The sequence below is a fragment of the Paenibacillus sp. J22FR83 genome (genome assembly GCF_059691955.1).
The window spans coordinates 102,997-129,048 of record NZ_JCAUAM010000002.1 but is presented as its reverse complement, the minus strand read 5'-3'; the positions used below and the strand labels follow the sequence as shown (position 1 = coordinate 129,048).

22 protein-coding genes and 4 tRNA genes are annotated in these 26,052 nt (G+C 49.6%); 23 read left to right on the top strand and 3 right to left on the bottom strand.

Annotation, left to right across the window (positions count from 1 at the left end; genetic code table 11):
• Positions 1-98 precede the first annotated feature (98 nt).
• The 11 genes from AC58PV_RS04160 (at position 99) to AC58PV_RS04110 (ending at position 9,893) form a co-directional block, all read left to right on the top strand.
• Entirely contained in the window at positions 99-416 is a 318-nt protein-coding gene (locus tag AC58PV_RS04160) for a hypothetical protein (RefSeq protein WP_497431017.1), read from the top strand.
• A 135-nt stretch (positions 417-551) separates the two neighbouring features.
• Positions 552-677 carry a hypothetical protein gene (locus AC58PV_RS04155; RefSeq protein WP_268796177.1) on the top strand — a complete coding sequence of 42 codons (126 nt, stop codon included), beginning with the start codon at positions 552-554 and terminating at the stop codon, positions 675-677.
• Between the two features lie 167 nt (positions 678-844).
• Positions 845-1,390 (top strand): dTDP-4-dehydrorhamnose 3,5-epimerase, encoded by a 546-nt coding sequence (rfbC, locus tag AC58PV_RS04150; RefSeq protein WP_497431016.1) that lies wholly within the window; start codon positions 845-847, stop codon positions 1,388-1,390.
• A gap of 99 nt (positions 1,391-1,489) precedes the next feature.
• Complete coding sequence (locus tag AC58PV_RS04145) at positions 1,490-1,795, top strand: hypothetical protein (protein WP_497431015.1); 306 nt, start codon at positions 1,490-1,492, stop codon at positions 1,793-1,795.
• A 157-nt stretch (positions 1,796-1,952) separates the two neighbouring features.
• On the top strand, positions 1,953-3,134 hold the full coding sequence (locus tag AC58PV_RS04140) for a LolA family protein (protein WP_497431014.1): 1,182 nt from the start codon (positions 1,953-1,955) through the stop codon (positions 3,132-3,134).
• 238 nt (positions 3,135-3,372) lie between these two features.
• On the top strand, positions 3,373-3,999 hold the full coding sequence (locus tag AC58PV_RS04135) for a nitroreductase family protein (protein ID WP_497431013.1): 627 nt from the start codon (positions 3,373-3,375) through the stop codon (positions 3,997-3,999).
• A gap of 106 nt (positions 4,000-4,105) precedes the next feature.
• Entirely contained in the window at positions 4,106-5,431 is a 1,326-nt protein-coding gene (locus AC58PV_RS04130; protein ID WP_497431012.1) for a YecA family protein, read from the top strand.
• A 23-nt stretch (positions 5,432-5,454) separates the two neighbouring features.
• On the top strand, positions 5,455-6,645 hold the full coding sequence (alr, locus tag AC58PV_RS04125) for an alanine racemase (protein WP_497431011.1): 1,191 nt from the start codon (positions 5,455-5,457) through the stop codon (positions 6,643-6,645).
• A 216-nt stretch (positions 6,646-6,861) separates the two neighbouring features.
• A complete protein-coding gene (locus tag AC58PV_RS04120; protein WP_028553892.1) occupies positions 6,862-7,143 on the top strand; it encodes a CopG family ribbon-helix-helix protein in 282 nt (93 codons plus the stop codon).
• Positions 7,144-7,146: 3 nt separating this feature from the next.
• Positions 7,147-7,497, top strand: coding sequence for a type II toxin-antitoxin system PemK/MazF family toxin (locus tag AC58PV_RS04115; protein ID WP_028553893.1), 351 nt, complete (start codon positions 7,147-7,149; stop codon positions 7,495-7,497).
• Positions 7,498-7,718: 221 nt separating this feature from the next.
• Positions 7,719-9,893: a Tex family protein gene (locus AC58PV_RS04110; protein WP_497431375.1), complete on the top strand. Its 2,175-nt coding sequence runs from the start codon at positions 7,719-7,721 to the stop codon at positions 9,891-9,893.
• Positions 9,894-10,246: 353 nt separating this feature from the next.
• On the opposite strand, the gene AC58PV_RS04105 is transcribed toward AC58PV_RS04110, so the two are convergent.
• The 3 genes from AC58PV_RS04105 to AC58PV_RS04095 all read right to left on the bottom strand — a co-directional run bounded on the left by AC58PV_RS04105 (position 10,247) and on the right by AC58PV_RS04095 (position 11,636).
• A complete protein-coding gene (locus AC58PV_RS04105; protein WP_497431010.1) occupies positions 10,247-10,780 on the bottom strand; it encodes a hypothetical protein in 534 nt (177 codons plus the stop codon).
• A gap of 265 nt (positions 10,781-11,045) precedes the next feature.
• Positions 11,046-11,210, bottom strand: a complete 165-nt coding sequence (cmpA, locus tag AC58PV_RS04100) for a cortex morphogenetic protein CmpA (RefSeq protein WP_141692697.1) — start codon at positions 11,208-11,210, stop codon at positions 11,046-11,048.
• Between the two features lie 72 nt (positions 11,211-11,282).
• On the bottom strand, positions 11,283-11,636 hold the full coding sequence (locus AC58PV_RS04095; RefSeq protein ID WP_068663130.1) for a hydrolase/acyltransferase: 354 nt from the start codon (positions 11,634-11,636) through the stop codon (positions 11,283-11,285).
• A gap of 161 nt (positions 11,637-11,797) precedes the next feature.
• On the opposite strand from AC58PV_RS04095, the gene AC58PV_RS04090 reads away from it, so the two are divergent.
• The 12 genes from AC58PV_RS04090 (at position 11,798) to AC58PV_RS04035 (ending at position 26,052) form a co-directional block, all read left to right on the top strand.
• Positions 11,798-12,271, top strand: coding sequence for a SprT family protein (locus AC58PV_RS04090; protein WP_497431009.1), 474 nt, complete (start codon positions 11,798-11,800; stop codon positions 12,269-12,271).
• A 19-nt stretch (positions 12,272-12,290) separates the two neighbouring features.
• Positions 12,291-12,366, top strand: a tRNA-Asn gene (locus AC58PV_RS04085).
• A gap of 5 nt (positions 12,367-12,371) precedes the next feature.
• Positions 12,372-12,460, top strand: a tRNA-Ser gene (locus AC58PV_RS04080).
• A 145-nt stretch (positions 12,461-12,605) separates the two neighbouring features.
• Positions 12,606-14,348, top strand: a complete 1,743-nt coding sequence (locus AC58PV_RS04075; protein ID WP_497431008.1) for a methyl-accepting chemotaxis protein — start codon at positions 12,606-12,608, stop codon at positions 14,346-14,348.
• Between the two features lie 170 nt (positions 14,349-14,518).
• Positions 14,519-14,590 (top strand) — tRNA-Glu (locus AC58PV_RS04070).
• Between the two features lie 16 nt (positions 14,591-14,606).
• A tRNA-Leu gene (locus tag AC58PV_RS04065) sits at positions 14,607-14,688 on the top strand.
• Positions 14,689-14,922: 234 nt separating this feature from the next.
• Positions 14,923-15,936 carry a glycoside hydrolase family 88/105 protein gene (locus AC58PV_RS04060; protein ID WP_497431007.1) on the top strand — a complete coding sequence of 338 codons (1,014 nt, stop codon included), beginning with the start codon at positions 14,923-14,925 and terminating at the stop codon, positions 15,934-15,936.
• Between the two features lie 127 nt (positions 15,937-16,063).
• Positions 16,064-18,451, top strand: a complete 2,388-nt coding sequence (locus AC58PV_RS04055) for a helix-turn-helix transcriptional regulator (protein ID WP_497431006.1) — start codon at positions 16,064-16,066, stop codon at positions 18,449-18,451.
• A 103-nt stretch (positions 18,452-18,554) separates the two neighbouring features.
• On the top strand, positions 18,555-19,631 hold the full coding sequence (locus tag AC58PV_RS04050; RefSeq protein WP_497431005.1) for an ABC transporter permease: 1,077 nt from the start codon (positions 18,555-18,557) through the stop codon (positions 19,629-19,631).
• 19 nt (positions 19,632-19,650) lie between these two features.
• On the top strand, positions 19,651-20,526 hold the full coding sequence (locus AC58PV_RS04045; RefSeq protein ID WP_497431004.1) for a carbohydrate ABC transporter permease: 876 nt from the start codon (positions 19,651-19,653) through the stop codon (positions 20,524-20,526).
• 67 nt (positions 20,527-20,593) lie between these two features.
• Positions 20,594-22,159, top strand: a complete 1,566-nt coding sequence (locus AC58PV_RS04040; RefSeq protein WP_497431003.1) for an extracellular solute-binding protein — start codon at positions 20,594-20,596, stop codon at positions 22,157-22,159.
• A 98-nt stretch (positions 22,160-22,257) separates the two neighbouring features.
• Entirely contained in the window at positions 22,258-26,052 is a 3,795-nt protein-coding gene (locus AC58PV_RS04035) for a fibronectin type III domain-containing protein (RefSeq protein WP_497431002.1), read from the top strand.

The following is a 26,052-nucleotide window of genomic DNA, read 5'->3' as shown; positions in this document are numbered from 1 at the left end:
ATTGAATGATGACAGTTTGTGACAAGGGAATTCCTTGCTCATCCAACTTCATCACTGATATAATAATTTCACAGGGCATGTGGTTAGGAGGATGCAGGATGGAAGCAGTGCTTAAGCAAATCTTAGAAGAACTTCAAGCTCTAAAAGCTGGGCAGGATGTTATGCAAACCGAAATTCAAGCTTTACAAGTTGGACAGGATGCCCTCCGCGCAGAACTTAAAGAATTCCGAGATTCAAGCGAAGTGACCAATAAGCTTCTCATTGGAGATGCATCTGGAATCAAGAATCAACTTCGCGATCTGAGAGATGATATGAAGGAGTTTCGCCGTGAGGTGCGCGATTGGACCCGAACTACCGATCGCAAGATTGATACCTTAGAAGATAGGTTAGATGGCGTGCGAGACGCACTGAACTAATTGATTCAATTATGTCAAGTCACTCTAAGGAGTGGCTTTTTTGCTTAGACTAAAAAAATATTGAACCACCCGCATGATTCGCCAACATTTTCCCCATACTATTGCATATACTGTGTAGGCGGGGAGGTTGTGGGTATGATTGATCATGAAGACGCTTATCAGGATGAGCATGTGTCGATCGGCAAAGGATTGATTGTCGGTGTGGTCTTCGGTTCCCTGATTTGGGCAGGTATTATTGCAGGTATCGTATATATATGGTAAATGCATCTCATACAAGGAAAAGGCTGCTGGGGCTGTGAAGCTCTTGGCGGCCTTTTTACGCTCGCATAGAGCTCAAACGATATCGGAGCTGGTCACCCGTCTATAAACGGTTGTCGGAGGCTTTCTACGATTCTCTTGCATATGCTAGCAAAGAGGTGAGAGGACGTATGAGAATAACGCCAACAGCTTTAGCTGGGCTTGTGATGATTGAACCTGAGGTCCATGCGGACCATCGGGGATTTTTTATGGAAAGCTATCATGCGGCAAAATTGGGCGTGCAGGGGGTTACGATAGATTTTGTGCAAGATAATCACTCACTATCGGAAGAAATAGGCGTACTGCGTGGGTTGCATTATCAATTAAACCCGCATGCGCAAACGAAGTTAGTACGCGTGGTCGCGGGCTCGATCTTCGATGTGGCTGTCGATATTCGTCCTAGCTCACCGACATTTGGTCAGTGGGTAGGTGTTACCCTCAGTGCTGCCAATAAACGGCAGTTGCTCGTTCCGCAAGGCTTTGCACACGGATTCTGTACGCTGGAGCCGAAGACACAGGTATTATATAAGGTGGATGCGTATTATTCGCCCCAGCATGATCGTGGGATACGGTGGAATGATCCAGCAATCGGGATCACATGGCCGACGACGTCCCCGATTTTATCGGCTAAGGATGAGGTGCACCCTTTATTGAGGGATGCGGAGATTCATTTCTAAATGTAAGTAAGGTAGAAGGCTGGAAGTCGAAAGATGGTGCTTTTTAATATCAATCTGAGTTATAATTAGGTAAGCTTATTGTGACAAGGAGCGGATAACTTGGCTCAGATGACGGATCGGGAGTTTTTAAGCGCAATACTAGGTAGAATGAATGAAATTGGTGCGGATGTAACTGAAATTAAAGATCGAGTTGAAAGTATGGATAGAAGATTAAGCCGTGTTGAAGATCGATTAGATTTAATGGAAAATAAATTAGATTCAATGGAAAATAAATTAGATTCAATGGATGATTCTTTGAAAGAAGTCAAACAAGTCCAAACTCAACAAGGCGAGCAAATTGCCGGCATTGCAGTAACGATGATGGAGCACGCGGCAAGCATTCGAACACTGAAGTTGGTTAAATAAAAGCAGGATTAGAGATGATTCTAATTCTGCTTTTTGCTTTTAATATCACCTTTGCAACAATTTCATGGTCAAGCCATAAGCTTGGCTGCATAATCGAACAAGTCCCCTCATATGCATGTACTATGAGGATGTTAATCATGAGTGAGGGGATGATCGAATGCGCCGGGTCACATGGATGGTAGCAGTGGTAATGTGCGTAGCATTGGTTCTCGCAGGTTGCGGGATAGGTAAAAAGGATGCAGGATCTATCGTAAAGGACTTGGATCATGTGATGGGCAAGTCGAGCAGCTATCAAGCGTCAGGAAGTATGATTCTGAATACGGGACAACAGCCGCAGGAGTATGCAGTTGAGGTGGCGTTCTCGCCGGAGCACTTCTATCGGATTTCTCTGACAAATGCCACAAAGGATGTTACTCAGATCGTTCTGCGTAATGAAGAAGGTGTGTTCGTCTTGACGCCGCACTTGAAGAAGAGCTTCCGATTCCAAAGTGATTGGCCGGAGAATCAGGGTCAAGTGTACCTGTTTCAATCTTTAGCCAAAAGCATCATTGCGGATAAGGATCGTCAATTTACGACGGACAAGGATGCCTATGTCTTCGATGTAGCCGCGAATTATCAGAATGAGCAACTTTCTCGCCAGAAAATTTGGCTGAATAAGAAAACTCTCGCACCTGCTCAAGTGCAAGTGTCAGATGCGAATCAAAATGTGTTGGTGCAGGTGAATTTCACGCATTTTGAATTCGATACATCGTTTGATAAGGATTATTTCCAAATGGAGCGCAACATGACGAGCTGGAATTTGCAACAGCAAACTATGCCTACGTCAGCTGACGTTGCAGTCACTGATGCAGATCACCCGGCAACTGGGGATAAATCAGTAACGGACAAAAATCTGTCCGCAACAGGTGGTCAATCCGATCAATCCAAAGCTGCGAGCACTACGCCGAAACCGGATGCGACGAAAACTGCACCAGCAACGGCCAAAGCACAAAGCGTTGGTATTGTTGAACCGTACTACTTGCCGAAAGATGTTGTGAAGCAGGATATTAGTGATATGAAGTTAGGTGAGGATGCCGCGGTACTCTTACGTTATAAAGGGAAATACAACTTCAATCTGATCGAGGTCAGACCTCAAGCCAAAGCTGTTTCACTGCCGCCTGGAGACATTGTTGATCTCGGATTCACGGTTGGCGTGATGACAGGGAATGGCTCAAAGGATGAGCCTAGAACACTGACTTGGACCAATGATGGTGTTGAGTTCCGGATGTTTACTGGCGATATGCCAGTGAATGAAATGATTCAAGTTGCGATGGCAACGGATGGACAGTCCGGGAAATAATGTTAACGTAAGAAGAGAAGGCTCAACGACATTAATAAAAAACAACAAGCTGACAACGGTACCCAACCGGAGTCAGCTTTTCTGTGTTGAACAATTTTTAACAAAAAGCTTCAGCATTAGGTTAAGATATGTGCTATCGTACATATACATGGATCTGCTATCAAAGGTAGCTAATCGAACAAGTTTTAGAGATAGTAGAGATCAGAAATAAGTTTAATTTATGGAGGAATGTATTCAAATGACTGATTTTAGTGTAGTTGTTAAAGAGAGAAGATCTGCAAATAAATTTATTCCTGATATTGCAATATCTGATCATGAAGTTGAAGAAATTATGAATACGGTAAAGTTTGCCCCTTCGGCATTTAATCTACAACATACCCATTATGTGGTAGTGAAAAACCCTGATATCAAAGAAGACATCTATCAAGCTGCAAATAAACAATACAAGATCCAAACAGCATCGGCAGTCATTGTAGTGGTAGGAAACATGGATGCTTATAAGGATGTAGCCAGAATAAATGAGGGTTTTCTTAATCTAGGGGTAATAAATAAACAAGAATACGACATGACTGTTGAGTCCGTTACAACATTTTATGAAGATAGAGGAGAAACTTTCATGCGGGAAGAGGCTATTCGTAACGCTTCGTTATCAGCACAGTTATTTATGCTGGCCGCAAAGGAAAAAGGTTGGGATACTTGCCCGATGATCGGTTTCGATCCTGAGTTAGTGAGCAAAGCGATTCAGCTTCCAGAACGATATGTTCCTGTTCTATTAGTTGCAATAGGTAAAGAAGATACATCCAGACAGCGGCCTAGAGGTTATCGCAAACCAGTAGGTGAGTTTGTTAGTTATAATAGATTTTAATAATATGACATGGCATTCTAGATAAGAATATTTAACCAACTCCCCTAAAGGGAGTTTTTTTGGTATAATGCAACTTTGGAGCGAATAGATAATTGGAGTGTTTAAGATGAATACAATTGATAATGTAACAATGGAAGAGATGCAGCTGTTCTGGGAGAATGAGACGCAAGCTTTTGCAACGTTTTTGAATAACGAGGGAAAGTTGAAGCCAGAAACAGCCGGCAAACATGTGGATCGCATGCGTTTTGTGATGACCGAGTATTTCGTGCGTTATGGAATCAACTATGAGGATGTACAAGGTGAAACGATTGTCGATTTTGTAGGCCGGTTCTTGATCAGCCATGTGCTGAGTACGAAGGAAACCGATATCGGTGCTTATTTGACTTCTTTCAAAAAGTGGATTCAATTCCTACAGGCAACTTCTAGGATTTCCAAAGAACAGTCCACTTCATTGAATGAAGTATGTAAGCATAAACCTTATTTTGAAGAGCGCTATGAGCAGTACATGGAAGCAGATAGTGACTATGCACTGGAACGTTGGCTGAACTCGAATGACATAGAAATCTATATTGAAAAACAAACACCACCTTCGCAGAGAAAGCTAAAACCTCTCGTTGTTGACCAGAAGCTGTTGCAGCTTTGGATGGATGGGCGGACGCCTGTACCTCAAATCGTCAAGGAATTCAGAGCTTTCCTAGAGGCTATTCAGACCGGGAAGAATATCAAATTGTCAGCTGCACGCAAACATTTGCCGCGAAAGTTCTGGAGCGAGTTCGATGAGGAGCAGAATTTGCAGCTGTTCCGTAAACCGACACTGAATCAAGACCAAGAGCCGGTGTACCAATTCTTTTTCTATGTAGCATTAGTGCTAGGAATAACAGAAGAAGAAACGCAACTTACGGTAAATGCGAAGCAGTTAGCCTTTTATTTGGCGCTTACAGAGCAGGAACAAGCCGTTGTCCTCTTAGATGCACTCTGGAATCGAGTGAACTGGGGAATTCTCGAGGAAGTTAATGAGGGTGGACGTCCAGAAGATATTCAAGCTTGGAGAAGAGCCATTGCAAGTGTGTTAGCAAGTTGGGCTGTCGGTAAAGAGCATAAAGTAGAAACAGAATGGAAGAAGTATCGCCAATCGGGTATCTTGCTCGATACGAGTGCTGATGTGTTCTTACATGCGGTCGCGACCATATTGGTTCGTTTCGGTGTAATAACAGCGCAATTCTTGCCTGACTCAGAGGTGAAGTATGGGTTTCAGAGAAAACCAGTCGAGATGACAGTTCTTGAGTCTGGCAATCGAGTATTCCGTTATTTCGTCAACGAGAATGCCTATGTAGTTAATCATACACCTAACATTGCTGCCGAACCGAAAATCGGACGTAACGAACCATGTCCATGTGGCAGCGGCAAGAAATACAAAAAATGTTGTTTGTAATAGGATAGAAGAGGTGAACGCTGGTGGATGCTTTTTATCGGCCCACGTGGGTAGAAATATCGTTAGATGCACTGCGAAGCAACATTGAACAATTTCAGAAGGTACTGCCTGCAGGTATGAAGCAGATGGCAGTCGTTAAAGCGGACGCTTACGGACACGGGGCTGTAGAAGTATCCAAAGAGGTTCTCGCCGCAGGTGTGGATTATTTGGGTGTGGCGTTCTTTGACGAAGCACTTGAGCTCCGAAATGCGGGAATAACTGCGCCCATTCTTGTTCTGGGCTATACGCCGCCAGAGGGGATTAACCGTGCAAGGGAGCTGGATGTGACGATTGCGGTATACAGCCGTGACGTCTTGGAAGCTTTGCGTGAGCAAGGTCAGAAGCAAGAAAATGCGTTACAGAAGAAGCTGAAAATCCATATCAAATTGGATACCGGCATGGGGCGGCTCGGCTTGCATACGGAAGCAGATGCGATTCCTTTTATAGAAGAAGCTTTACTGCTGCCTAACGTGGATGTAGAAGGATTATTTACACACTATGCGAATGCCGATGAAATCGATAAAAGCTATACGCTAGAGCAATATGGCCGGTTCGAGCGGATTGTGAGCTATTTTACGGATAAAGGGGAGACGTTCCCTTATATTCACGCAGGAAATAGCGCGGCAGCCATTGATTTGCCAGGCTTGACTTATTCGATGGTTCGTCTCGGCATTTCGATGTATGGTCTCTATCCTTCTGAGGATGTGGATCAGACGAAAATTGAATTAAAGCCAGTTCTGAGTCTCAAAACAGGAATTGTACATCTCAAAACACTGCCTGCGGGTTCAGGTGTCAGCTATGGGACGATTTATCACACCAAAGGTGATGAACAAATCGGGACTCTGCCAATTGGCTACGCGGATGGATACTCTCGGATGCTTTCAGGCAAAGCGGAGGTGCTGGTTCGTGGCAAAAGAGTGCCGATCGTCGGCCGAATTTGTATGGATCAATGTATGATCAATGTCTCGGAAGTGCCTGATGTAAGTGCACTAGATGAGGTTGTCCTCATCGGTGAGCAAGGCGAGGAACGAATTACCGCAGAAGATGTGGCTTTTCAGTTAGGGACGATTAATTATGAAATCATCTGTATGATTTCTCACCGTGTAGCACGTGTTTATGTGCGAAATGGGGAACGTGTAGAAGCTTTGAATCCACTGATGCGGCACCGTTATTAAAATGCAGGAAATTACTTCATGAATTTACCATGCAACATTTGCAGGTTTGGAAAAGGGTTTCACGAATAGCGTATCGAATACTATGTATTAACAATCTTATATCTTAAGGTGTAACATAATTGATATACCGGAGGCATATATTCTATTGTATAATTTGGTTTTTGGAATGACATACTGGTAATATTGTCTTTGTATCGTTTCTGGGGGTGCGAGAGTGTGAGCAATGCGCATAATACGAAAAGGATCATGATTAGTTTGCCTGACAATCTGTTGCAGGAAGTGGACGGAATTGTCGAGAAGGAAAACTCCAATCGGAGTGAATTCATTCGTCAGGCAATGAAGCTGTATTTAATTGAACGCAAAAAGCGCAGTCTACGCGAATCCATGCAGCGTGGGTATATGGAAATGGCGAAAATAAATCTCAGCATGGCATCTGAAGCTTTTCAAGCGGAGGAAGAAGCGGACGGAACGCTTGATCGCTTAGTAAGCGGGGTGTAAGACGTGATTGTGAAACGTGGCGATGTATTTTTCGCAGATCTTTCGCCGGTCGTAGGATCGGAGCAGGGAGGAGTCCGTCCTGTTCTAGTGATCCAAAATGATATCGGCAACCGCTTTAGCCCCACTGTGATTGTTGCAGCGATTACAGCTCAAATCCAAAAGGCAAAGCTTCCCACGCATGTGGAAATCGATGCGGAGACGCACGGTTTCGATCGAGATTCGGTCATTCTGCTTGAGCAAATCAGAACAATCGACAAGCAAAGACTGACGGACAAAATTACGCATTTGGATGAAGAAACGATGCGAAAGGTTGACGACGCTTTGCAAATTAGTGTGGGACTGATAGAATTTTGAATAAGGTCTGGAACGGACGAGGGCGATATACCCTCGTTTTTTGGTTTGTACATACATAGGCATTCGATCAATAGAAGAGGGGTATGACTGTGGCAAATGTGGACGAGGCGAAAGTGAAGGCAGGAAAGACTGGGGTGGCTGAGTCAGAGGCCATTGCAACGGAGACCAACGGGTCAAACCCGAAAGCAAGTGAATATGAGGAACCGAAAGGGAAGGTACAGATTCCCGAGGAGAAGAAAGCGGAGATTCAGGAGAGGATCCTGAAACAAATCTCCGCTGAGTTACAGCTGCCTAGCGGCAAAGTGAAGACGACGATGGAGCTGTTGGACGAGGGCAATACGATTCCGTTCATCGCGCGTTATCGGAAAGAAATGACAGGCGAGCTCGACGAGAATCAGTTGCGGGATATCGAGGAGCGACTGCAATATTTGCGGAATCTCGAGGATCGCAAAATCGAAGTTGTCCGTCTGATCGATGAGCAAGGCAAGCTGACGGACGAGCTGCGCAGCTCGATTGAGCGTGCTGTAAAGCTGCAGGAAATCGAGGATCTCTACAGGCCTTACCGCCAGAAGCGGAAAACGAGAGCCAGCGTTGCGAAGGAACGCGGTCTAGAGCCGCTTTCGGCGTGGATCTGGAAGCAGCCTCGTCAAGGCTCGCTGGAGCAAGAGGCTTCGCGTTATATTAACGCGGACAAGGGCGTTGGAAGCGCCGCAGAGGCGATTCAAGGCGCGATGGATATCCTAGCGGAGAATATCGCAGATGACGCGAAAATACGGGCCTGGGTGCGTCGATTCACGCAGGACAACGGCATTATGCGAACAGAGGCGAAGGATGCGAAAGCAGAATCTGTCTACGAGATGTATTATGCGTATCAAGAGCCTGTGAAGCGCCTGCCGCCTCACCGTATTCTCGCGATTAATCGCGGCGAGCGGGAAGAGATTTTAAAAGTTGGACTGGATGTCCAGCCAGATAAAATTCACGAGTACATGCTGCGTCAAATCGTGAGAGGCGATTCAGTCGTAAGAGACGTGCTGCGAACGATTGTCGAAGATGCCTACAAACGACTGCTGGCGCCTTCTGTGGAGCGTGAGGTGCGCGGTGAAATGACTGAAGCGGGCGAAGAGCAAGCGATTAAGATTTTTGCGGAAAATCTGCGCAATCTTTTGCTGCAAGCGCCGATTAAGGGCCATGTCGTGCTCGGTGTCGATCCGGCTTACCGGACAGGCTGTAAGCTGGCCGTCATCGATGACACGGGCAAAATGCTTGAAATCGCCGTCACCTACCCAACCCCACCGAACAATAAGGTGGCGGAGGCGAAGGCGAAGTTCAAGCAGTTGATCAGCACATACAGCGTGGAGCTGATTGTGATCGGGAATGGGACGGCGTCCCGTGAAACGGAGCAGTTCGTTGCGGAGCTGATCGGTGAGATCAAGGAGCGGAAGCTCAAGTACTTGATCGTCAGCGAAGCAGGGGCGAGCGTGTACTCGGCGTCGAAGCTGGCGCAGACGGAGTTCCCTGATCTGGATGTCGCTGAGCGCAGCGCGATTTCGATCGCGCGGAGGCTGCAGGACCCGCTCGCGGAGCTAGTGAAAATCGAGCCGAAAGCGATCGGCGTCGGTCAGTACCAGCATGACGTTTCGCAGAAACGTCTGGACGAGAACTTGAAGGCCGTTGTGGAATCGGCCGTTAACCATGTCGGGGTGGACTTGAACACGGCGTCCCCGTCCTTGCTTTCGTACGTGTCGGGGGTCAATGCGACACTTGCGAAGAACATCGTGAAGTATCGCGAGGAGAACGGCAAGTTCAACTCCCGCCAGGAGCTGTCGAAGGTTCCGCGCCTCGGCGCGAAATCCTTCGAGCAGTGTGTCGGGTTCATGCGGATTCCGGGCAGCCGGAACCCGCTCGACAACACCCCGATCCATCCGGAGTCTTACGACGTGGTGGATCGGTTGTTCAAGGAGCTGCGCATCGAACTCGCGCAGCTTGGTTCGCAGCAGCTGCTAGCGCTGCTGCAGACGCTGGAGCCAGAGGAGCTGGCTCCTAAGCTCGGCGTTGGTGTCCCGACGCTGCGGGACATCCTAGACAGCCTGCAGCGGCCTGGGCGAGATCCGCGGGACGAAGTCCCTGCGCCGATCTTCCGCACAGACGTGCTGCAGCTGGAGGACCTTGTGCCGGGCATGGAATTGACCGGCACGGTGCGTAACGTTATCGACTTCGGCGCCTTCGTCGATATCGGCATTAAGAACGATGGACTGGTGCACATCTCCCAGCTCAAGAATGGCTTCGTGAAACATCCGATGGATGTGGTTTCCGTCGGAGACATCGTCCAAGTGTGGGTACTGAACGTGGACCAGAAAAAAGGCCGCGTAGGCTTAACGATGAAGAAACCGCAATAGTAGGTTGATGATAGCAGTTACGGCAGTTGGGAGTTCGCTCCCAACTGTTTTTTCTGCGTAGCCCTGTCTACCTGGGTACTTATCCGTAGTAAACGATCGTACGTTCTCATTGTGGGGAGTGGCGCTAAGTTTAACTGGATTTCCTCCATCTATTTTCATCACACAACCCCACATTTGCTGAACTAACTGGATTTTATGTAGCTAATTTCTGGGTTTCTCTTTAAAACTGACAGTTCGGCCTTGAATAGATGGAGGTTTTCCATCTAAACGCTGTAAAACGCCGAATTCACGCCAATTAACTGTAGTTTATACATTAAACCGAGGGGAACGAGCTGCTCCCTTGCTCTAAAACTCTACTTCTGCGCACCTCCCGTCTCCTTCACCAAATAAGTCATCCTATTTCGCTGCCCAGCAACAAGGGACAGCATGCCTTCCGTCGAGAGGCGAATCAGCCACTCTGCCGCAATACGTATGTTCACATTGCATTCGGCTGCAACTTCTTGAAGCCGAACCTTGCCATTGCGCCGATTGGCGATTTGGAGAATGAACTGTTTTCGAAGCTCCCACACATCGGCCTCAAGCTCAGCAAGGGTAGGGGGAAGAGGGGAGCCACTAGCAACAGACCTTCTATGTTCCAAGGAGATAACGTTACTTTGCGTGCTGGCTCGTTGCCCTTGCTCTACACGCTCCCCAGCCCGCAGCCCTTGCTCTACACTCTCATGAGTCCGCTGCACCTTCTCTAATCCCTCCCCTTCCTTCAACACGTGATGTACTTCTTTTCCACTCTCCTTTAGCACCTGAAATCGATCCTCCAATTCCTTTCTCCAAAACAACCTACGATGCTTCTCGCGCATTCTGCGCAACCACTGACTACTATTTGTCTGCATGTAATAAAGCCCCCTTTTCAAAATAAATACGCAAAAAAGCACAAACGAACAGCAGATCAATCTGCAAGCTCGAGTGTGCTTCACTCAGGTATTTATATTTACTTTTTGTTACATTTATTTACAGTATAGAGGGCACATTTCAAATATGCAACTGTTTTTTCTTGTTCTTGATTTTGACTTTTCTCGCATGCTCTATTTCTTTCTCGGTCTTATGTACACAATAGCAAAAAAGCCAGCACTTGTGGCACAAGTACTAGCTTTTTTATCAAAATTTACGTTTGCTTGGTCCGTCCGTCGATTGGCTGTCGGGCCACTCCTCTTGAGAGCGGCGAGTGCGGTAAAAGTACCAGCTATCGTTCAATAATCGAATTTGTCTGCGGTTTTTGTTCTGGAAGGCACGCATTAATTGATTACAAAGCCATTGTGGCATATGCCCATCCCCTTCTTCGCCATGTACTTATAGCATATGAAGAATGAGGGTATTGGGTGCAGGTCCTTTTATTTAGAGCTCAAATTCCTCTTCGTACCACTGTTCAAGCTGAGCTTGCAGCGCACGAATTTCAGTCAATAACGAGATTAGCGGGTACGATTTCTCTTGGATACCTGCGAAGGATTGCTCAAGTCGATTAATGTAGTCTAAGCCTTGAATCAAAGGGTATGTCGTACCGATCAATTCCAAGTCGTCACACTCCGCAATTACGCGTGGAAGCTGAGGGACATGGTCAGCCGTTAATTTCTCTAATTCTTTGTGTAAACGTTGGTTCAAAGCTGTTAATTGGTAGGAATAGGAGGAAGGCATTTCGACGAATTCCAGTTGTTGGTCAAGCTTTAATATCGCATAGCGCATTTGTGGCATGAGAGGGTTCAAATCCTTTCTGTAATAGAGCATTCGTTCTTCTTTTCTACTTGACAGTATAGCCGTACATACGGTACAAATTCAAGTAAGAACTTGTCATTCGACGTATTTGAGGTTGGTCATTCAAAGTGCTAATGACTTGTCATTGGGAGTGTTCGTAGATGGAGGATCAAGAGCTGCAGCAATGGATTGAGCAAATTTCGATGGATTCGTTTGGTAGACCCTTTGTTCACCAGGCACGTTTTAACCGGAGATTGCGATCGACGGGGGGACGTTATTTTATGAAATCACATGATATTGAGATCAGTTGGAGCCAGTGGGAGACTTATGGGCGGGATGAAATTGAGAAAATCATCAAGCATGAGCTCTGCCATTATCATTTGCATATATTGAAGCGGGGTTATCAGCATCGGGATCAGGATTTCAAAACCTTGCTAGCCCAAGTGGGAGGTACTCGTTATTGCCAATCCTTACCACGCCCTCGGGCGAAACAAGCCTATAAATATAGATTAGAGTGCGTAAATTGCAAGACGGAGTATTATCGGAAACGTAAAATGGATGTGCGTAAATTTGCTTGTGGAAATTGCAGGGGAAAATTGAAATCGTATACGCTTGACTTAACAGCTCCTTCATAATAAAATAAAACTTGTTCATTCCCTGATAGCTCAGTTGGTAGAGCACTCGACTGTTAATCGAGTTGTCACAGGTTCGAGTCCTGTTCGGGGAGCCATACATGGAGAGATACCCAAGTGGCTATAAGGGGACCCTCTGCTAAGGGGTTAGACTGCGTAAGTGGTGCGAGGGTTCGAATCCCTCTCTCTCCGTCACGAAATAAGTTCAATGGCATTCATGCCGTTGGGCTTATTTTTTTTCGTTCTAAGCTCACCCAATCCTAACAAATTTCTAATATCTGTTAAACGTTTGTCCACTATAGTGTATAAAAAAGTGTTAATAATGGGGGAACTATGAGTGACTAAATTATTCTCGATCCGTATGCGTCTTATCTTTTTGCTATTAATACCTTCTCTGTTTTATTTAGGTACAAGCGTATATCTTCTACAGGTAAACGACTCCAATACGGACACATTGACTTCCTCCTTGTATGAGACGACAGAGAAAAGTGTGTCCCTTATTTTGAATGCGGACCGGGATATGTATCAAGCGATGAACGCTTATCAGTTATTGGTAGCTGGCACCTTGACTGCAGAGGAGAGGGCGAACCAGCAGCAGGTGCTTAAAGACAATATTGAACAAACCAATACAAGGGTCGGACAGGCGGTTGCTATTTTAAAATCAAAGGAATTACTGGGAAGTGCACATGCAGAGAAGCAAGTGACGATTGAGCAAAGTGCATCCAGTTTCCAAACTTCTTTCGATCAATGGGTTAAAGAAGCAAATGCGGTTGTTCAAGCGGGAAGTGCTGGCAAAGGCGTTCTGAATGAAGCTAAACTGATGGCCACCTTTGAGAAGGGGCGTGAAGGGCTGAATGTGATAGGTGAAATTCTAGACACGCATGCGAAGCAGAGTATTGATGATATTAAGCAGGAAAATACGGAAACAGCCAAAGGTGTTTATGTCGGCGTTGCGTTCGTCGTCGTTATTCTACTAGGATCTGGCGGATTCGTGATATGGAGAATTATGTCGGTGATTCGTAGGATTATGACCATTACCAGTGAGGTTGCTACGGGAGATTTGCGTCACGAGCCACAACTGAGGTATGCGAAGGATGAACTGGGACAAATTTCAGAATCGGTCGATCATATGGTTGACAAAATGAGAAGCCTAATCGGCACGATTGCACATAATACCCAATTTGTACACGATGCCTCCGTGGAGCTGTCGGACAGCTCCAAAGAGTCTGCTCACGCTGCAGAGCATGTAGCTTCGAACATTCAAGAAATGACGCAGGAAGTGGAAGTGCAAGCAAGAAGCAGTGAAGAGACGAGCCGAGCGATCGAGGAAATGGCGATTGGGATTCAACGCGTCGCAGAGAACTCAAGTGTTATGGCGGATCACTCCTCATTAACCTCTCAGCACGCAACACTCGGCAATGAACTACTTTCGAAGTTGCAGCATCAAATTGTGAATATATTGAGTTCGGTTGAACAGTTGTCAATGACCGTTCTCTCGTTAACGCGTAAGTCTGATGAGATAGGTCAGATTGCATCGAGCATCACGAGCTTTGCCAACCAGACCAATCTCTTGTCGCTGAATGCGTCTATTGAGGCGGCTAGAGCAGGCGAGCATGGTAAAGGATTTAATGTCGTTGCTCAAGAAATTCGCAAATTGGCTTCACAATCCATCGAATCTGCCGACGGAATTAATCAGTTAATTTACGAGACGCGAGTCGAGATTGATAGCGTATCCCAATCGATGAATGCAACGAAGCAGGAAGCAAGTGCAGGCTCACAAATGATGCAGGAAGTGAACCAAAGCTTTGAAACGATTATGCAATCTGTGACACATATCGTCTCGCAGATTCATGAGACGTCAGCCATCACGGAGCAAATGTCGGCCAGCTCCGAAGAAATATCGGCTACGATGGATCAGTCAGCGTCAAGCTCATCTCACATTCTGATGAGATCTCAGACGGTGGCAGCAGCAACGGAGGAGCAGCTTGCCATGATGCAGAATATTGCTGCTGCGTCGGAACAACTGAAGTCGGTTGTGGATACATTGAACGAATCGGTAACTTATTTTAAACTGAAATAGTAGGGATGGTAACGGGGTTCTCATGGTCCATGTAACGTGGTTATGAGGACTCCTAAGCTATGAAATGGAAGATGAGTTTTTCCAAGAATTAGGCTTGTCAAAGATTCTAGAATCCTTTATAATAACACTTATCGTCCTTAACGGGCTGAGTTGTTCAATGACGATGTTATGGCCCGTTGGTCAAGTGGTTAAGACACCTCCCTTTCACGGAGGTAACAGGGGTTCGAGTCCCCTACGGGTCATTGTTTTATCTCTCATGCGGTCGTGGTGGAACGGCAGACACACCATCTTGAGGGGGTGGCGCTCACAAGGCGTGAGGGTTCAAATCCCTCCGACCGCATCCCAGTTTTATTAAAGGAAACCCTTACTATTAAGGGTTTTTTCTTTTTGTCTTGCGTATAAGTCAAATCACATTGGGTGCTAATTATCCCAACGAATAGGCGCATATGGCAGCGTGTTGACCGTGTTTGCAGGAAAGCTGGCTATGCAATAGCCCCCAAAAAATTGATCATTGAAATGAAATCGCGCTGCGCTTACGTTTGAATCCAGATACAAGACTGGAGGAGGAACAGGAATGTCGCGCAATTTGGCCACGATAGTTGGGCAGGTCTCGCAGGCGACGAGGCGGATGCCAATGGCGGAATGGAACTGGAGCGAAGGAGTCGCGCTATATGGTCTGGTTTCGTTATGGAAGGAAACGAAGGACAATTCATTGCTGCAGTATTTGAAAACGTGGATTGACGATCAATTAAAGCAAGGCCGCGTGTTTGAAACCGTGAATGCGACGGCGCCGTGCTTTTCGCTGATTGAGCTGTATGTTGCTTCGGGTGAAACACATTACGCGGATATCATCAAGTCGAGAACCGATTTCCTGCTGCACCGCGCGGAACGGCTTTCGAACGGAGCGTTCGAGCATACGCTCGTGGAAACGAGCTTCGGCGGACAGATGTGGGTTGACACGCTGTTTATGGCTGGACTCTTTTTGGTCAAGGCAGGGCTGCTGTTCGAGAATCGCCAGGCGGTAGACGAGGGACTCAACCAATATTTCCTACATGTACGTTATTTACAGCAGGAGAACGGCCTGTATTATCACGGTTGGGATGAGCGTAAAAACGGTCCGATCGGCTGCTTATGGGCGCGGGGCAATGCGTGGGCGGCAATCGTGTCAGCGGAGCTGCTTGTTCTGCTTCCGGAAACGGAGCCAGCACGGGGCGCAATTAAGGACATTTTGGCGCAGCAACTGGCAGGCTTATCGCAATATCAGGATATATCTGGTTTGTGGACGACGGTGATCGACGATCCGAACACGTATTTGGAAACGTCCGCTGCAGCTGGTATTGCCTATGCAGTGAAGCAAGGAATTCGCTTCGGAAACGTGGATGAAGCCTATGCTCAGATGGCAGATCGTGCAGCGCGTGCCGCACTTTCACACGTGGACTGGGAAGGTGTATTGCGCGGAGTGTCAGCCGGAACGGGCGTGCAGAAGCACGCTGGCGAATACCACGTCATAGCGCAGCACAGGGTGGAAGGCTACGGTCAAGGCTTGCTGTTAATGCTGCTGTCAGCGATGCTGAAGGAAAGCGGCTGAGCTCCGAAACCTACACAAATCCCATACACAACAAGAGCCTGGGTTTCCTGGGTTCTTTCATGTGTATAGCGCCAGATATCCCTATGTTTACCGCCAAACTGCTAGTTCCGAAAAGATGACGATGCTGATGAAAGCGTTCTTTTGCTATAATAAAGCCGAACAGACCCATCCAATCGGAAACAAGAGTGGTGATAAGCTGATGAACCTTGTACGCAAATTATTTCGACAACGACAAATCGCCTTGCTTTTGCTTCTTTCTATCGTGCCGGTGCTCGGTTTCGGGACGTTCAGCTATTACACAAGTCTTCGCCTGATTGAAGCGGAAGTGAAACGGACGTCTGAAGTAGCGATCGCTCAGATGAAGGAGCAGGTGGATCAATTACTTCGGCAAATCGAAGAAGTGACAGGGCAGTTCTCGCTACAGGCGGGAATGCTTCAATTCGTCAAAACCCAAGAAATCCCATTGCTCGGCACGTTGCAGGCAGTCAATGACATCAGGCGTGACCTGGCTAATTTCTCAGCTTCGATCCATGCGGTCGATTCTGTATATCTCTATCATCACAAGCAGCAGCTCGTGCTGACGTCGAACTTGTTATTTGACCTGGGAAATTTTCTTGATACCTCATGGTTGCCGAACTTGCGGCAAGCTGCGGTGGAACGTAAATCGAAGCTGTGGATTACACCACGCGCAATGGATCGTGATCCGGGCAAAGGCTCGGAAGCGCTCACCTATGTGCTTCCGTTGCCATATTTCTACGAGGAGCCTGATGCAGCACTCATCGTTAACGTCAAAACACGCATCATCGCTGACATGATCCGCTCTTTTCCATTTGATAGCCGGGGCGGTTTACTCGTATTTTCGCCGGAGGGGCAGACGATTGTTCAGGCCGGCCAACTAAGGCTAGAGAAACCAGACGCGATTGGCAACTTGCTTGCCAGTGGCGATGGGGTGGAAGGCAGCCGGCCGGTCAAACTGGAAACAGAGGTCGGAGCGATGTACGTGACGACCGAACGCTCTGCTGCATATGGCTTCCTCTATGCCATGCTGATTCCCGCGGATGCGGCGTCGCGCAACGCGCAGTTACTCAAGATTTGGATTATTGTCGCGACAGTGACGCTATCAATGCTTTCGCTGTTTGTCGCGTATTTCAACGTTCGACGATTCCAAAGTGGCTTGCGAAGCATTTTCCTGACACTGCGGGGTAAGGGGGAAGCGAGCGGAGAAGAAGAGCAGGAACCGTTCGATGCTGACTACGCCGAGGGTTTCACACGCATTGAGAACGGCATTGCCGCGCTCCTCAAGGAAATGGGTGATGTGCGTTCACAATGGAGCAGCCAGCTGCCGGTGTTACGTGACCATTTCCTGCTGTCTGCGCTGCTGGGCAACAATGCCGGCATGGATCCGTGGCTGCGTCAGAAGCCCGCGGAAACGCAGCTCTTCCCGGATCCGGTTTTCAGTGTGCTCGTGGCGGAGATGGATGCGACGAGTGAGAACGCTCGCTTCCAGAGCGGCGAAGATATAAAGCTGTTTCTGTTCGCCGTGGCGAATATTAGTCAGGAATTGATGCGAGACAAGTTCGCGACGGAAACAGTAATATCCCGTCAACACGTGGCCGTCATTCTGAATATGCCGCAGCATGCCGCCGAACGTGAGACAGTACGTGCGGCGGAGTCCATTCGCTACGCGGTTTCGTCATACCTGAAGCAGACGGTGACGATCGCAGTCGGCAGGCCGATCACCGATTTCCGAGAACTATCCATTTCGTATCAGGATGCACTTCATGCGTTGCAGGAAAATTGGCCGAAGGCGGGCAATGAAGTGGTTCGCGGGGGCCAAGAGACGGAGGCGGTTGTCTCTGTGCCGTATCCGGCAGAATGCGAAAGCGCGCTGTTGGCGGCAATTCGCGAAGACGACCGCATGCAGGCAACGCAGGAACTGAACGCCTTCTTCGATGGGCTGAACGGAAGTCGGCTTCCCTTTGCTCTAATCAAAACGTATGCGATGCAACTGCTCGTTTCCATCATCCGGTTGTTGCAGGAGTACGACCCCGACCTTACACAGACATATCCGGGACGTAGCCTGTATGCCGAATTTGCCCAGTTGAACGCTTCCCCTTCGATGTGCGATTGGTTCAGCGAAACGGTCATTGCTCCAGGGATTGACTTTCTGAACGGGCTGAAGCGGCTGCGGATGGAAACGATCATGGATCGGACGAAGAAATTGATTGAGGAACGGTACGCCCAAGACTTGTCGCTCCAACTCGCCGCAGATCAGCTCGGCATCAGTCCATCGTATTTGAGTGAGCTAATCAAGCAGCATTTGGGAGAAACATTCATTGCTTATGTGACCCGTTATCGGATCGAAAAGGCAAAAAGTCTATTGCTCAAAACGGAATTGAACATCGCAGACATCGCCACTGAGATTGGATATGGCAATGCCACACATCTCATTCGAGTATTCAAAAAATCGGAAGGCATGACACCAGGCGAATATCGCCTGCGGAGTCGTTCCTGATTCCGCCAAATGCGCCGCAGCCCCCATGGCTGCGGCGCATTTGACGTTGTAAAGGCCACGAAAATGTGACGATTGCGTTGAGATTGCTAGCAGCCGTAAGCTGATGACATCGGTAAAACGACAGCTCGATGCGGCAACAACCGCTATTGGCGAACTGTCCAATGAACCAAAGATTGTGTACAAAGGAGGATCGAACGTCTTGCATAAAGGAGGATCGAACAAGATGGAAATGCGACGCACGATTCCGAGGACCAGCGATTCGGGAACAACAGGCAGATGGCAAGGGCAATTGCGTATCTACAAGCAACACCGTGCGCTTATTCTGATGCTGCTGCCTGGACTGGCGCTATTTCTTTTATTCAGCTACGTGCCGTTGTATGGCATTGTCATCGCATTCAAGCATTTTCAAATTACGGAGGGCATTTTTGGCAGCCCTTGGGCTGGATTGGAGAATTTTGAGCGGTTATTCAAAGGAAATGGCTTTATGAATGCGCTGCGACATTCGGTGCTGATTGCTTTCTTGAAAATGGTGTTTGTGTTTCCCGCACCGATTGTACTAGCGTTGCTGCTGAACGAGATCCGTCTGACCTGGTTTCGGCGAACTATTCAAACGGTGACCTATTTACCGCATTTTTTCTCATGGGTTGTGCTTGCGGGCATCCTGTTTCCGTTTCTAGGCAGTGAAGGCGGCTTCAATAAGCTGCTCGGCCTGTTCGGCATATCGGAGCAATTATGGTTGCTAGAGCCTGACTATTTTTATGGGGCAATCGTATTGACTGACATTTGGCAGTCGGCGGGATGGGGATCGATCGTCTATTTTGCAGTGCTGGCTTCTATCGATCCAAGTCTCTACGAGGCAGCGATCGCAGACGGAGCAAGCCGTTGGAGACGTATCTGGCATATTAGTCTGCCGTCGCTCGCGCCGACTGTCATTATCATGTATTTGCTATCGATTGGTCATTTCTTGTCGGTCGGCTTCGACCAAATTTATAACTTAATGACGCCGCCTACATCAGGAGTAGGGGAAATTCTCGATACCTATGTGCTCCGCCGGTTGTTGACGATGGATTACGAGCTTGGAACCGCTGCGGGGCTGTTCAACTCAACTATTGGGTTGACACTTGTACTTGTCGCCAATGCGCTGGTCAAGCTGTTCGACAAGGAGCGAGGACTATGGTAGAGAAAAGGGGGTGGCGAATGTGAAAACAACTTGGGGTGAACGGGCGTTCGACGCCGTGAATGCTTTTTGCTTAATAATCTTCGGGCTTGCGACACTATATCCGCTGTTGTACATCATCACGCTTTCGTTGAGCACACCGGCTGATGCACTGGCGATGAAGTTCTACTGGTTCCCGCTTCATCCAACGCTCATGTCGTACGAGAAAGTATTTGCGCATCCCGACTTACTGTCAGCTTACAGCAATACGTTGATCCGAACCGGTGTTGGTATCGCAATTTCACTAACTTTGACGGCGATGATTGCGTATCCGTTGTCTCGGCGCACATTTCCGCATCGGAAGTTGATTATGAAGCTGTTCGTTTTCAGCATGCTGTTCAGCGGCGGCACGATTCCGATGTTTTTGCTGGTAAAAAATCTCGGTTTGCTCAACACCTTGTGGGCGCTCGTGCTGCCTGGCGCGGTATCGGCGTTTAATATGATTGTCATGCGCAACTTCTTTGAGGGGATTCCAGCCGAGATTATCGAGTCGGCAAGAATCGACGGCGCATCTGAAATGCGAGTACTCTTGCGCATTGTGCTGCCACTGTCCGTGCCAGTGATGGCTGTCATGGCGCTCTGGGTGGGCGTTGCACACTGGAACCACTGGTTCGATGCCCTGATATACACGCAGGATAACCGTTGGCAGGTGCTGCAATTGTTCTTGCGCAGAACTGTTGTCGATGCGACCGTATCGCTGACACCCGGAGAGGATATTAATCGGATACGCGAGGAATATACCCCTGAGTCGCTTAAGGCGGCTACAATCGTGGCCGTGACGCTGCCGATTCTGTTTCTGTATCCTTTCATTCAGAGGTATTTTGTCAAAGGCATCATGCTAGGTTCAGTCAAAGGTTAGGCAGGAGACCTGCCGTTGGAGAACTGACATGCCGATATATAACTATATCCACACAGGAGGTTATGAGATGTTTGCAAAAAGAGGGGTAAAAGGATGGATAGTGCTGGCTGCAGCTTGCACACTGACGCTTACGGCTTGTTCGAATGGAGGGGGGACCGGTGCATCTACCGCTTCACCAAGTACGGCTGCTGACGTTCAAACCAAGCCGATGGAAATCAAATGGATGGTACCTACGGCGGATTTGACGCCAAATTCCCGAACCATCCAGGTGTTACAGGAGAAATTCAATGTCAAAATCAACTATTATTCGATTCCGCAGGCCGACTATGTACAGAAGCAGCAGATTTTGCTCACTTCTGGTGACGTGCCCGACGTTATGTTCATCTACGATCCCAATCAACTGTTCAAATATGCGAGCCAGGGGCTGATCGCAGAACTGCCGCTCACCACGATCGCGCAGTCTGCGCCAAAAACGAAAGGCGTGCTGGACAGCTTCGCCAAGCAGGGGTGGTTCTATACGAACCTGAATGGCAAAAATTATGGTTTGCCGACCACTTACTTCACAGGTCAATTTAACGCGAAACAAGGATGGCGAATGGACCTGTTGAAAAAGGCAGGTGTCGACAAGATTCCGGAGACGATTGACGAGATGACCGATGCGTTCGCCAAATTGAAGAAAAACGGTGTCTACGGTATGTCGACCAATGGCAACTCCTATTACTATCAGTTCTGGTCCATTTTCGGCGCTTACGGCGTCATGCCGACCCAGTGGATGTTGAAGGACGGCAAGGTGGTCAACGGCGCGGTTGTATCGGAAGCGAAGGAAGCACTAACGCTGCTCGCTGATTGGTATGCGAAGGGCTACATTGATCCCGAATTCGTTACGGGCAAAGATCTAGATAAGAAGATGGTTGAAGGGAAGATCGCTTACACACACGGTACTTCTGTGGCTTCGTTCGATGCGAGCAATCCGCAATCGGCGATTTCCTCTATGAAAAAAATTAACGCCGACGCCGATTTCCAAGTGGCACCGCTTCCAAAAGGGCCGCGCGGCCAGCAGGGGGGCTGGGCATGGGGGACGGCGGGCAGCATCTTCGCATTCGGCAAGCAGATGGAGCAGCAACCGGAGAAGATCAAGAAAGTGCTTGAGATCATGGAAGCTATGCGCAATGACGAACAAGTGTTCTTGGACTCAAGTGTCGGTATTAAGGGAACTCAGTGGGAGTATAACACGCCTTCAGATGCGAAGAGCGGCATCAAGTTCCTGCCTCCTTATGACGATAGCGCCAAGCTTGCGACCGAAGGATTGAAGAACAACTTCGACACGTTATTTGCCGGCGGTCCGGCTCCTGCCATTTTTGAGAAGGCCCTCGGTGAAAAGAACGTTGAGCAGTTATCCCGTTACAACAAACCAGTATGGGACATCTTTGGGAAGTCCGACGTGCTGCCTTCATCGGGCAAATATTGGGCCGACCTGACGAAGCTGAAGTTGGATGTTTATGCTCAAATTATACGCGGTGACAAACCTGTCTCGTACTTTGATGATTTCGTTAAACAATGGAACGATATGGGTGGCGCACAGTTAGAGAAGGAAGCGAATGAGCTTTATAAATCGGTGCAAGGCAGTAAATAATGAACGGCAATAAAGGCGGCGCGCGGCGGTGCGCCGCTGTTTTTGTTCCGGAAATAGGACTTGGCGTGCTGCCTAGTGCAATCGGGAGGATGAATAGGATGGAAAGCAAGCAAATTATCATCGAAGATCGACTGCAGATGAATGGATACGCATGGCCGCGTACGTTGCTCGGCTTCGTCCGGCCGGAAGAAGAAGTGGTCGCACAAGAGGCTTGGCTCGCCGATGCGGAAGGGGAAGCTGTGCCGTTCCAATGGCGGCGGACGGATACCTCAACGCGGTTATGTGTGGTTGCCGATCTGCCGACGGGAGCCAAGCGGCGATTCGAATGGCGCAGTGGAACGGTGCCTGCGCCTGGAAGGAAGTACGACCGGGTGACGGTCGTGCAAGAGGAAGGGCGCGTGCAAGCAGATAACGGACGCCTAATCGTAAAATTCGCAGAAAGTCCATTCGCGGATGGCGAGCTGTTTACATTAAGCTTGGCCGGCTTCGCGTCCGAGGGTGTCGCCCGTATTGACGGAGGCGGCCGCAAGCTGCTTGCCGTGGAAGGGACGTTGACAGAGACGGGAACCGTGTTTATGGAATACGAGTTTGTCGGTCGTTTCGAAGGTGAAGCCGTATACCGCGCAACCATAACGGTTGCAGCCGGTATGGCGTATATAGAGCTGCGCGAGCGTATGTCTGGTTTTGCAGCGGGAGAAAGCGCAATGCTTGCAATCGAGTGGCATTCGTTTGCGCCGAAGCGGAGGTATACGAAGCCGCGCAGCGCGGAGCCTATCGACCGCTACTTGGATGGAGACGGTGAGCTGCCGTTTCGGGTAAAGCCTTACGACAACGCGACATGCTGGCAGCAGGCCAAAGCGGCGGCTTTTGCCGACGAAGCGGTTGCTGCAGCTGTTTTTGTCAAAGATAGCGGCTTCTGGGATGACGGTGAATACGCGCTCTGGGGTTCGCCACAGTCGCTAGCGCTCCGCTTCCGTTGGTCGCGGCGCCGTCAGACACTTCAATGGGAATACCCACTGGCTTCGGGAACTCGCTGTACTGCGATTGCCTTGTATCCGGCGCAACAGGAAGTTGCCTCGCCGAGTGGATCTTACGTCGAGGAGCTATGGCTGTGGCACGAGTTTCTATCGCTCGACAAAGTGAAGGACTGGACGCTGGCTTGGGAGGAACCGCAGTCGGAGTTTCCGCGTCTATTTCGCGAGGAGTGGCTGCCGCGGCGGATGCATGACTGGTTTGGCAACAGCACGACCAAGCCGACGCCGAGCGATATGCAAGTGATTGTCGATCGATTGTCCTTTTGCCTGCATAATCCGGGCAATCTGAGTCCTGTAGCGGCGCGTGAATTTTATGCATGGGCTTCCACGTTCGATTTGGCTGCACCGGCGATGTCGCCCGACCAGTTCGATCGGCTGAAGGCAGCTTGGGCGTTCATGGCTTACGCACACAACGAGGAGTGCTTCATGCCGATCGTGAATATGCTCGCCGGACACCCTAATTTCCTCGTTGACGTGAGAAGTGTTCCTGCGCTTATGGCTGCACTGTTTCCTGCTCACCCCGATGCACGTCGGTGGAAGGAGGATTTCGAGCGCTCCATGGCGCTGAACGTGAAATATCACGTCCGGCCAGACGTGTCTGCTTGGGGAACCCGAGGAGGAAGACATACCGAAAATTTAGCCTGCTACACGCTCTATAACCTGAAAGCGATGTTGTATCCGGTTATGGCGATCCAACGCGTATGGGGAGAGCATCCTGTCGCTTATCCGAATTATGCCAAATGGTTATCCTGGCTGCTGAATACGTTGACTGCGCCGGTCGAAGGTGCGCGTCACATCCCATCGCAAGGCGCTCACGCTGGCGGACACGTCGATGATTATGCCGCCCCGTTGACGCTGCGCACAGCCGCGTTCGGCTTGCGAAACATCGAACCATTGCTGGCCGAGTATCTGTTCCGTGTAAGTCCCGCGGGTGCTAGAGGCTACGCGGAGCGAGAGCCGAATACGGACATTTGGCGCGCTGCGGATGTTGCGCCGCATGACGGCAACACAGGCACGCGCCCGCCGCTTCGCTCGGAGGCCTATACCGGTTATGGCTTCGTCCTGCGATCTGCGGTCGGCGAGTCAATGGAAGCTTCGGTGCACTTACAGCAGATTGATGAAGGGCCGAATTACCGCTGGGGTCGCGCGGGGCAAGGCGGTTGCGGCGTTATCACTTACTTTGCAGATGGCAAGAGGCTTAGCTTCAACCGCAAGGAGGATGTCGGGGATGACAATATGGGCGACGTTCAGGCTTGCAGCAACTTTGGCGTCTTGTATGGCCACGAGTTTCGCAGTATCGGGCGCGGCGAGCTGACTGAACCGCTACTCGATCTCGGCTTCGCCCAATTCGCACGTGTGCTGGCGGGGCCGTACTCAAGTCCAGCCTATCATTCACGCAGTGTATTGATGTCTGGCAGCGATTATATTGTGATCTACGATCAGGTTGGCGACATGCAGGTCAGGGGCCGCTTCTCCTGGTTCGTGCATGAGAGCGATCCGTTCCCGACGATGTTCCAATTGAAACCTGGCGCATCTGGTTATGATGTTAATCCGGGCATACCGGTTGAGATTGGCGCTGGGGCTTACCGCAACGTGAACGACGAGTCTAAGGGGAAATATTTTGACGGAAAAGGCCACTTCCTGACGCTCGTTTCTCCTTACGGCAAAGGCGACTACGGCTATTTGTTGGGTGTTCAGGCGACAGCCTATGGCGTGGTTGTGACGCTGAACGACCGGCGCGACTTCGTGTTCCGCGATGAAGCCTTCGTTGCGTTCAACGAAGGCGGCGTTATATTTGCGGGTCATGCCGGCATTGTCCGACAGTACAGTGCGGAGAAGGCGGAAGCGGCGCTGTTCATTGGCTCGCGCATCGGCGCAGCGGGCGTTGTCGCGGAGGTGGCTGGAGCTGCCGAAGCGACCAGCGGAGGGAACGGTGAGCTGCCGCCAACGGGATTCGCATTCGATCGCAACGGCGACAAGCTCAGCGGCAGTTATGCTGGTCGCGGCGACACCGTCGTGACGTTGACGCTGCCGGAAGCGTTGCGCGGCGATGCGTACGGGCTATACGTCGACAATGCGCTGCTGGAACTGCTTTCGGCTGACGAAAGCGGTATCTCGTTCCGTCTGCCGGCGGGGTGCGGCCAGTGGGAATGGACGGACCGGCTGCCAATTCCGGCAACGGTGCAGGTAGCTGGATACCAGGCTTCGTCTGGCCTGGCCGAGTTGTTCTGGGAGCCAGCCGCTGGAGCGGGAAGCTACGAAATCGCTGTCAGCGAGGATGGCGGGGCAACCTGGACGGTCTCAGCGTGCGGTATCACCGGCGAGCCGATGGAAGCGGCACAGCATTTGCGCACGCGGCTTACCGGAACGAACGGCACGAAGCGCCATGTGCGGATACGGGGCGCCAACCGCGATCGGAAGGGGCTATGGAGCGATGATTACCCCGTCTACATAACTGGGGAACCTCCGGAACGGGCTGATGGGCTGCGAGTTGCGCGGACGGGGCTTGGCTTCCAGTTAACATGGGGCTGGCAGCTAGGGGCGACGGCCTACCGGTTGTACCGGCGAGAGCGCGGCGATAGTGAATTTGCTCTTGTTTATGAAGGCAATCGGCATGTGTACGAAGACGAGTCTGCTGACCCGGCGCATGTTTATGAATATTGCGTCGCTGCCTGCAATGGCAATGGCGAGGGGCAAGCTTCGCCGCTTCGGGACACCGCGTCTGGCGGTCTAGCCGACTGGGATCCTCGGCCGGATGAATTATTCCGCCGCTACACGCGCAGCCACGAATACGGCTACAACGGGTTCGATCACTGGTCTAACGATAGAAAGTCAGTGCTTTCGTACCCGGGTGAATGA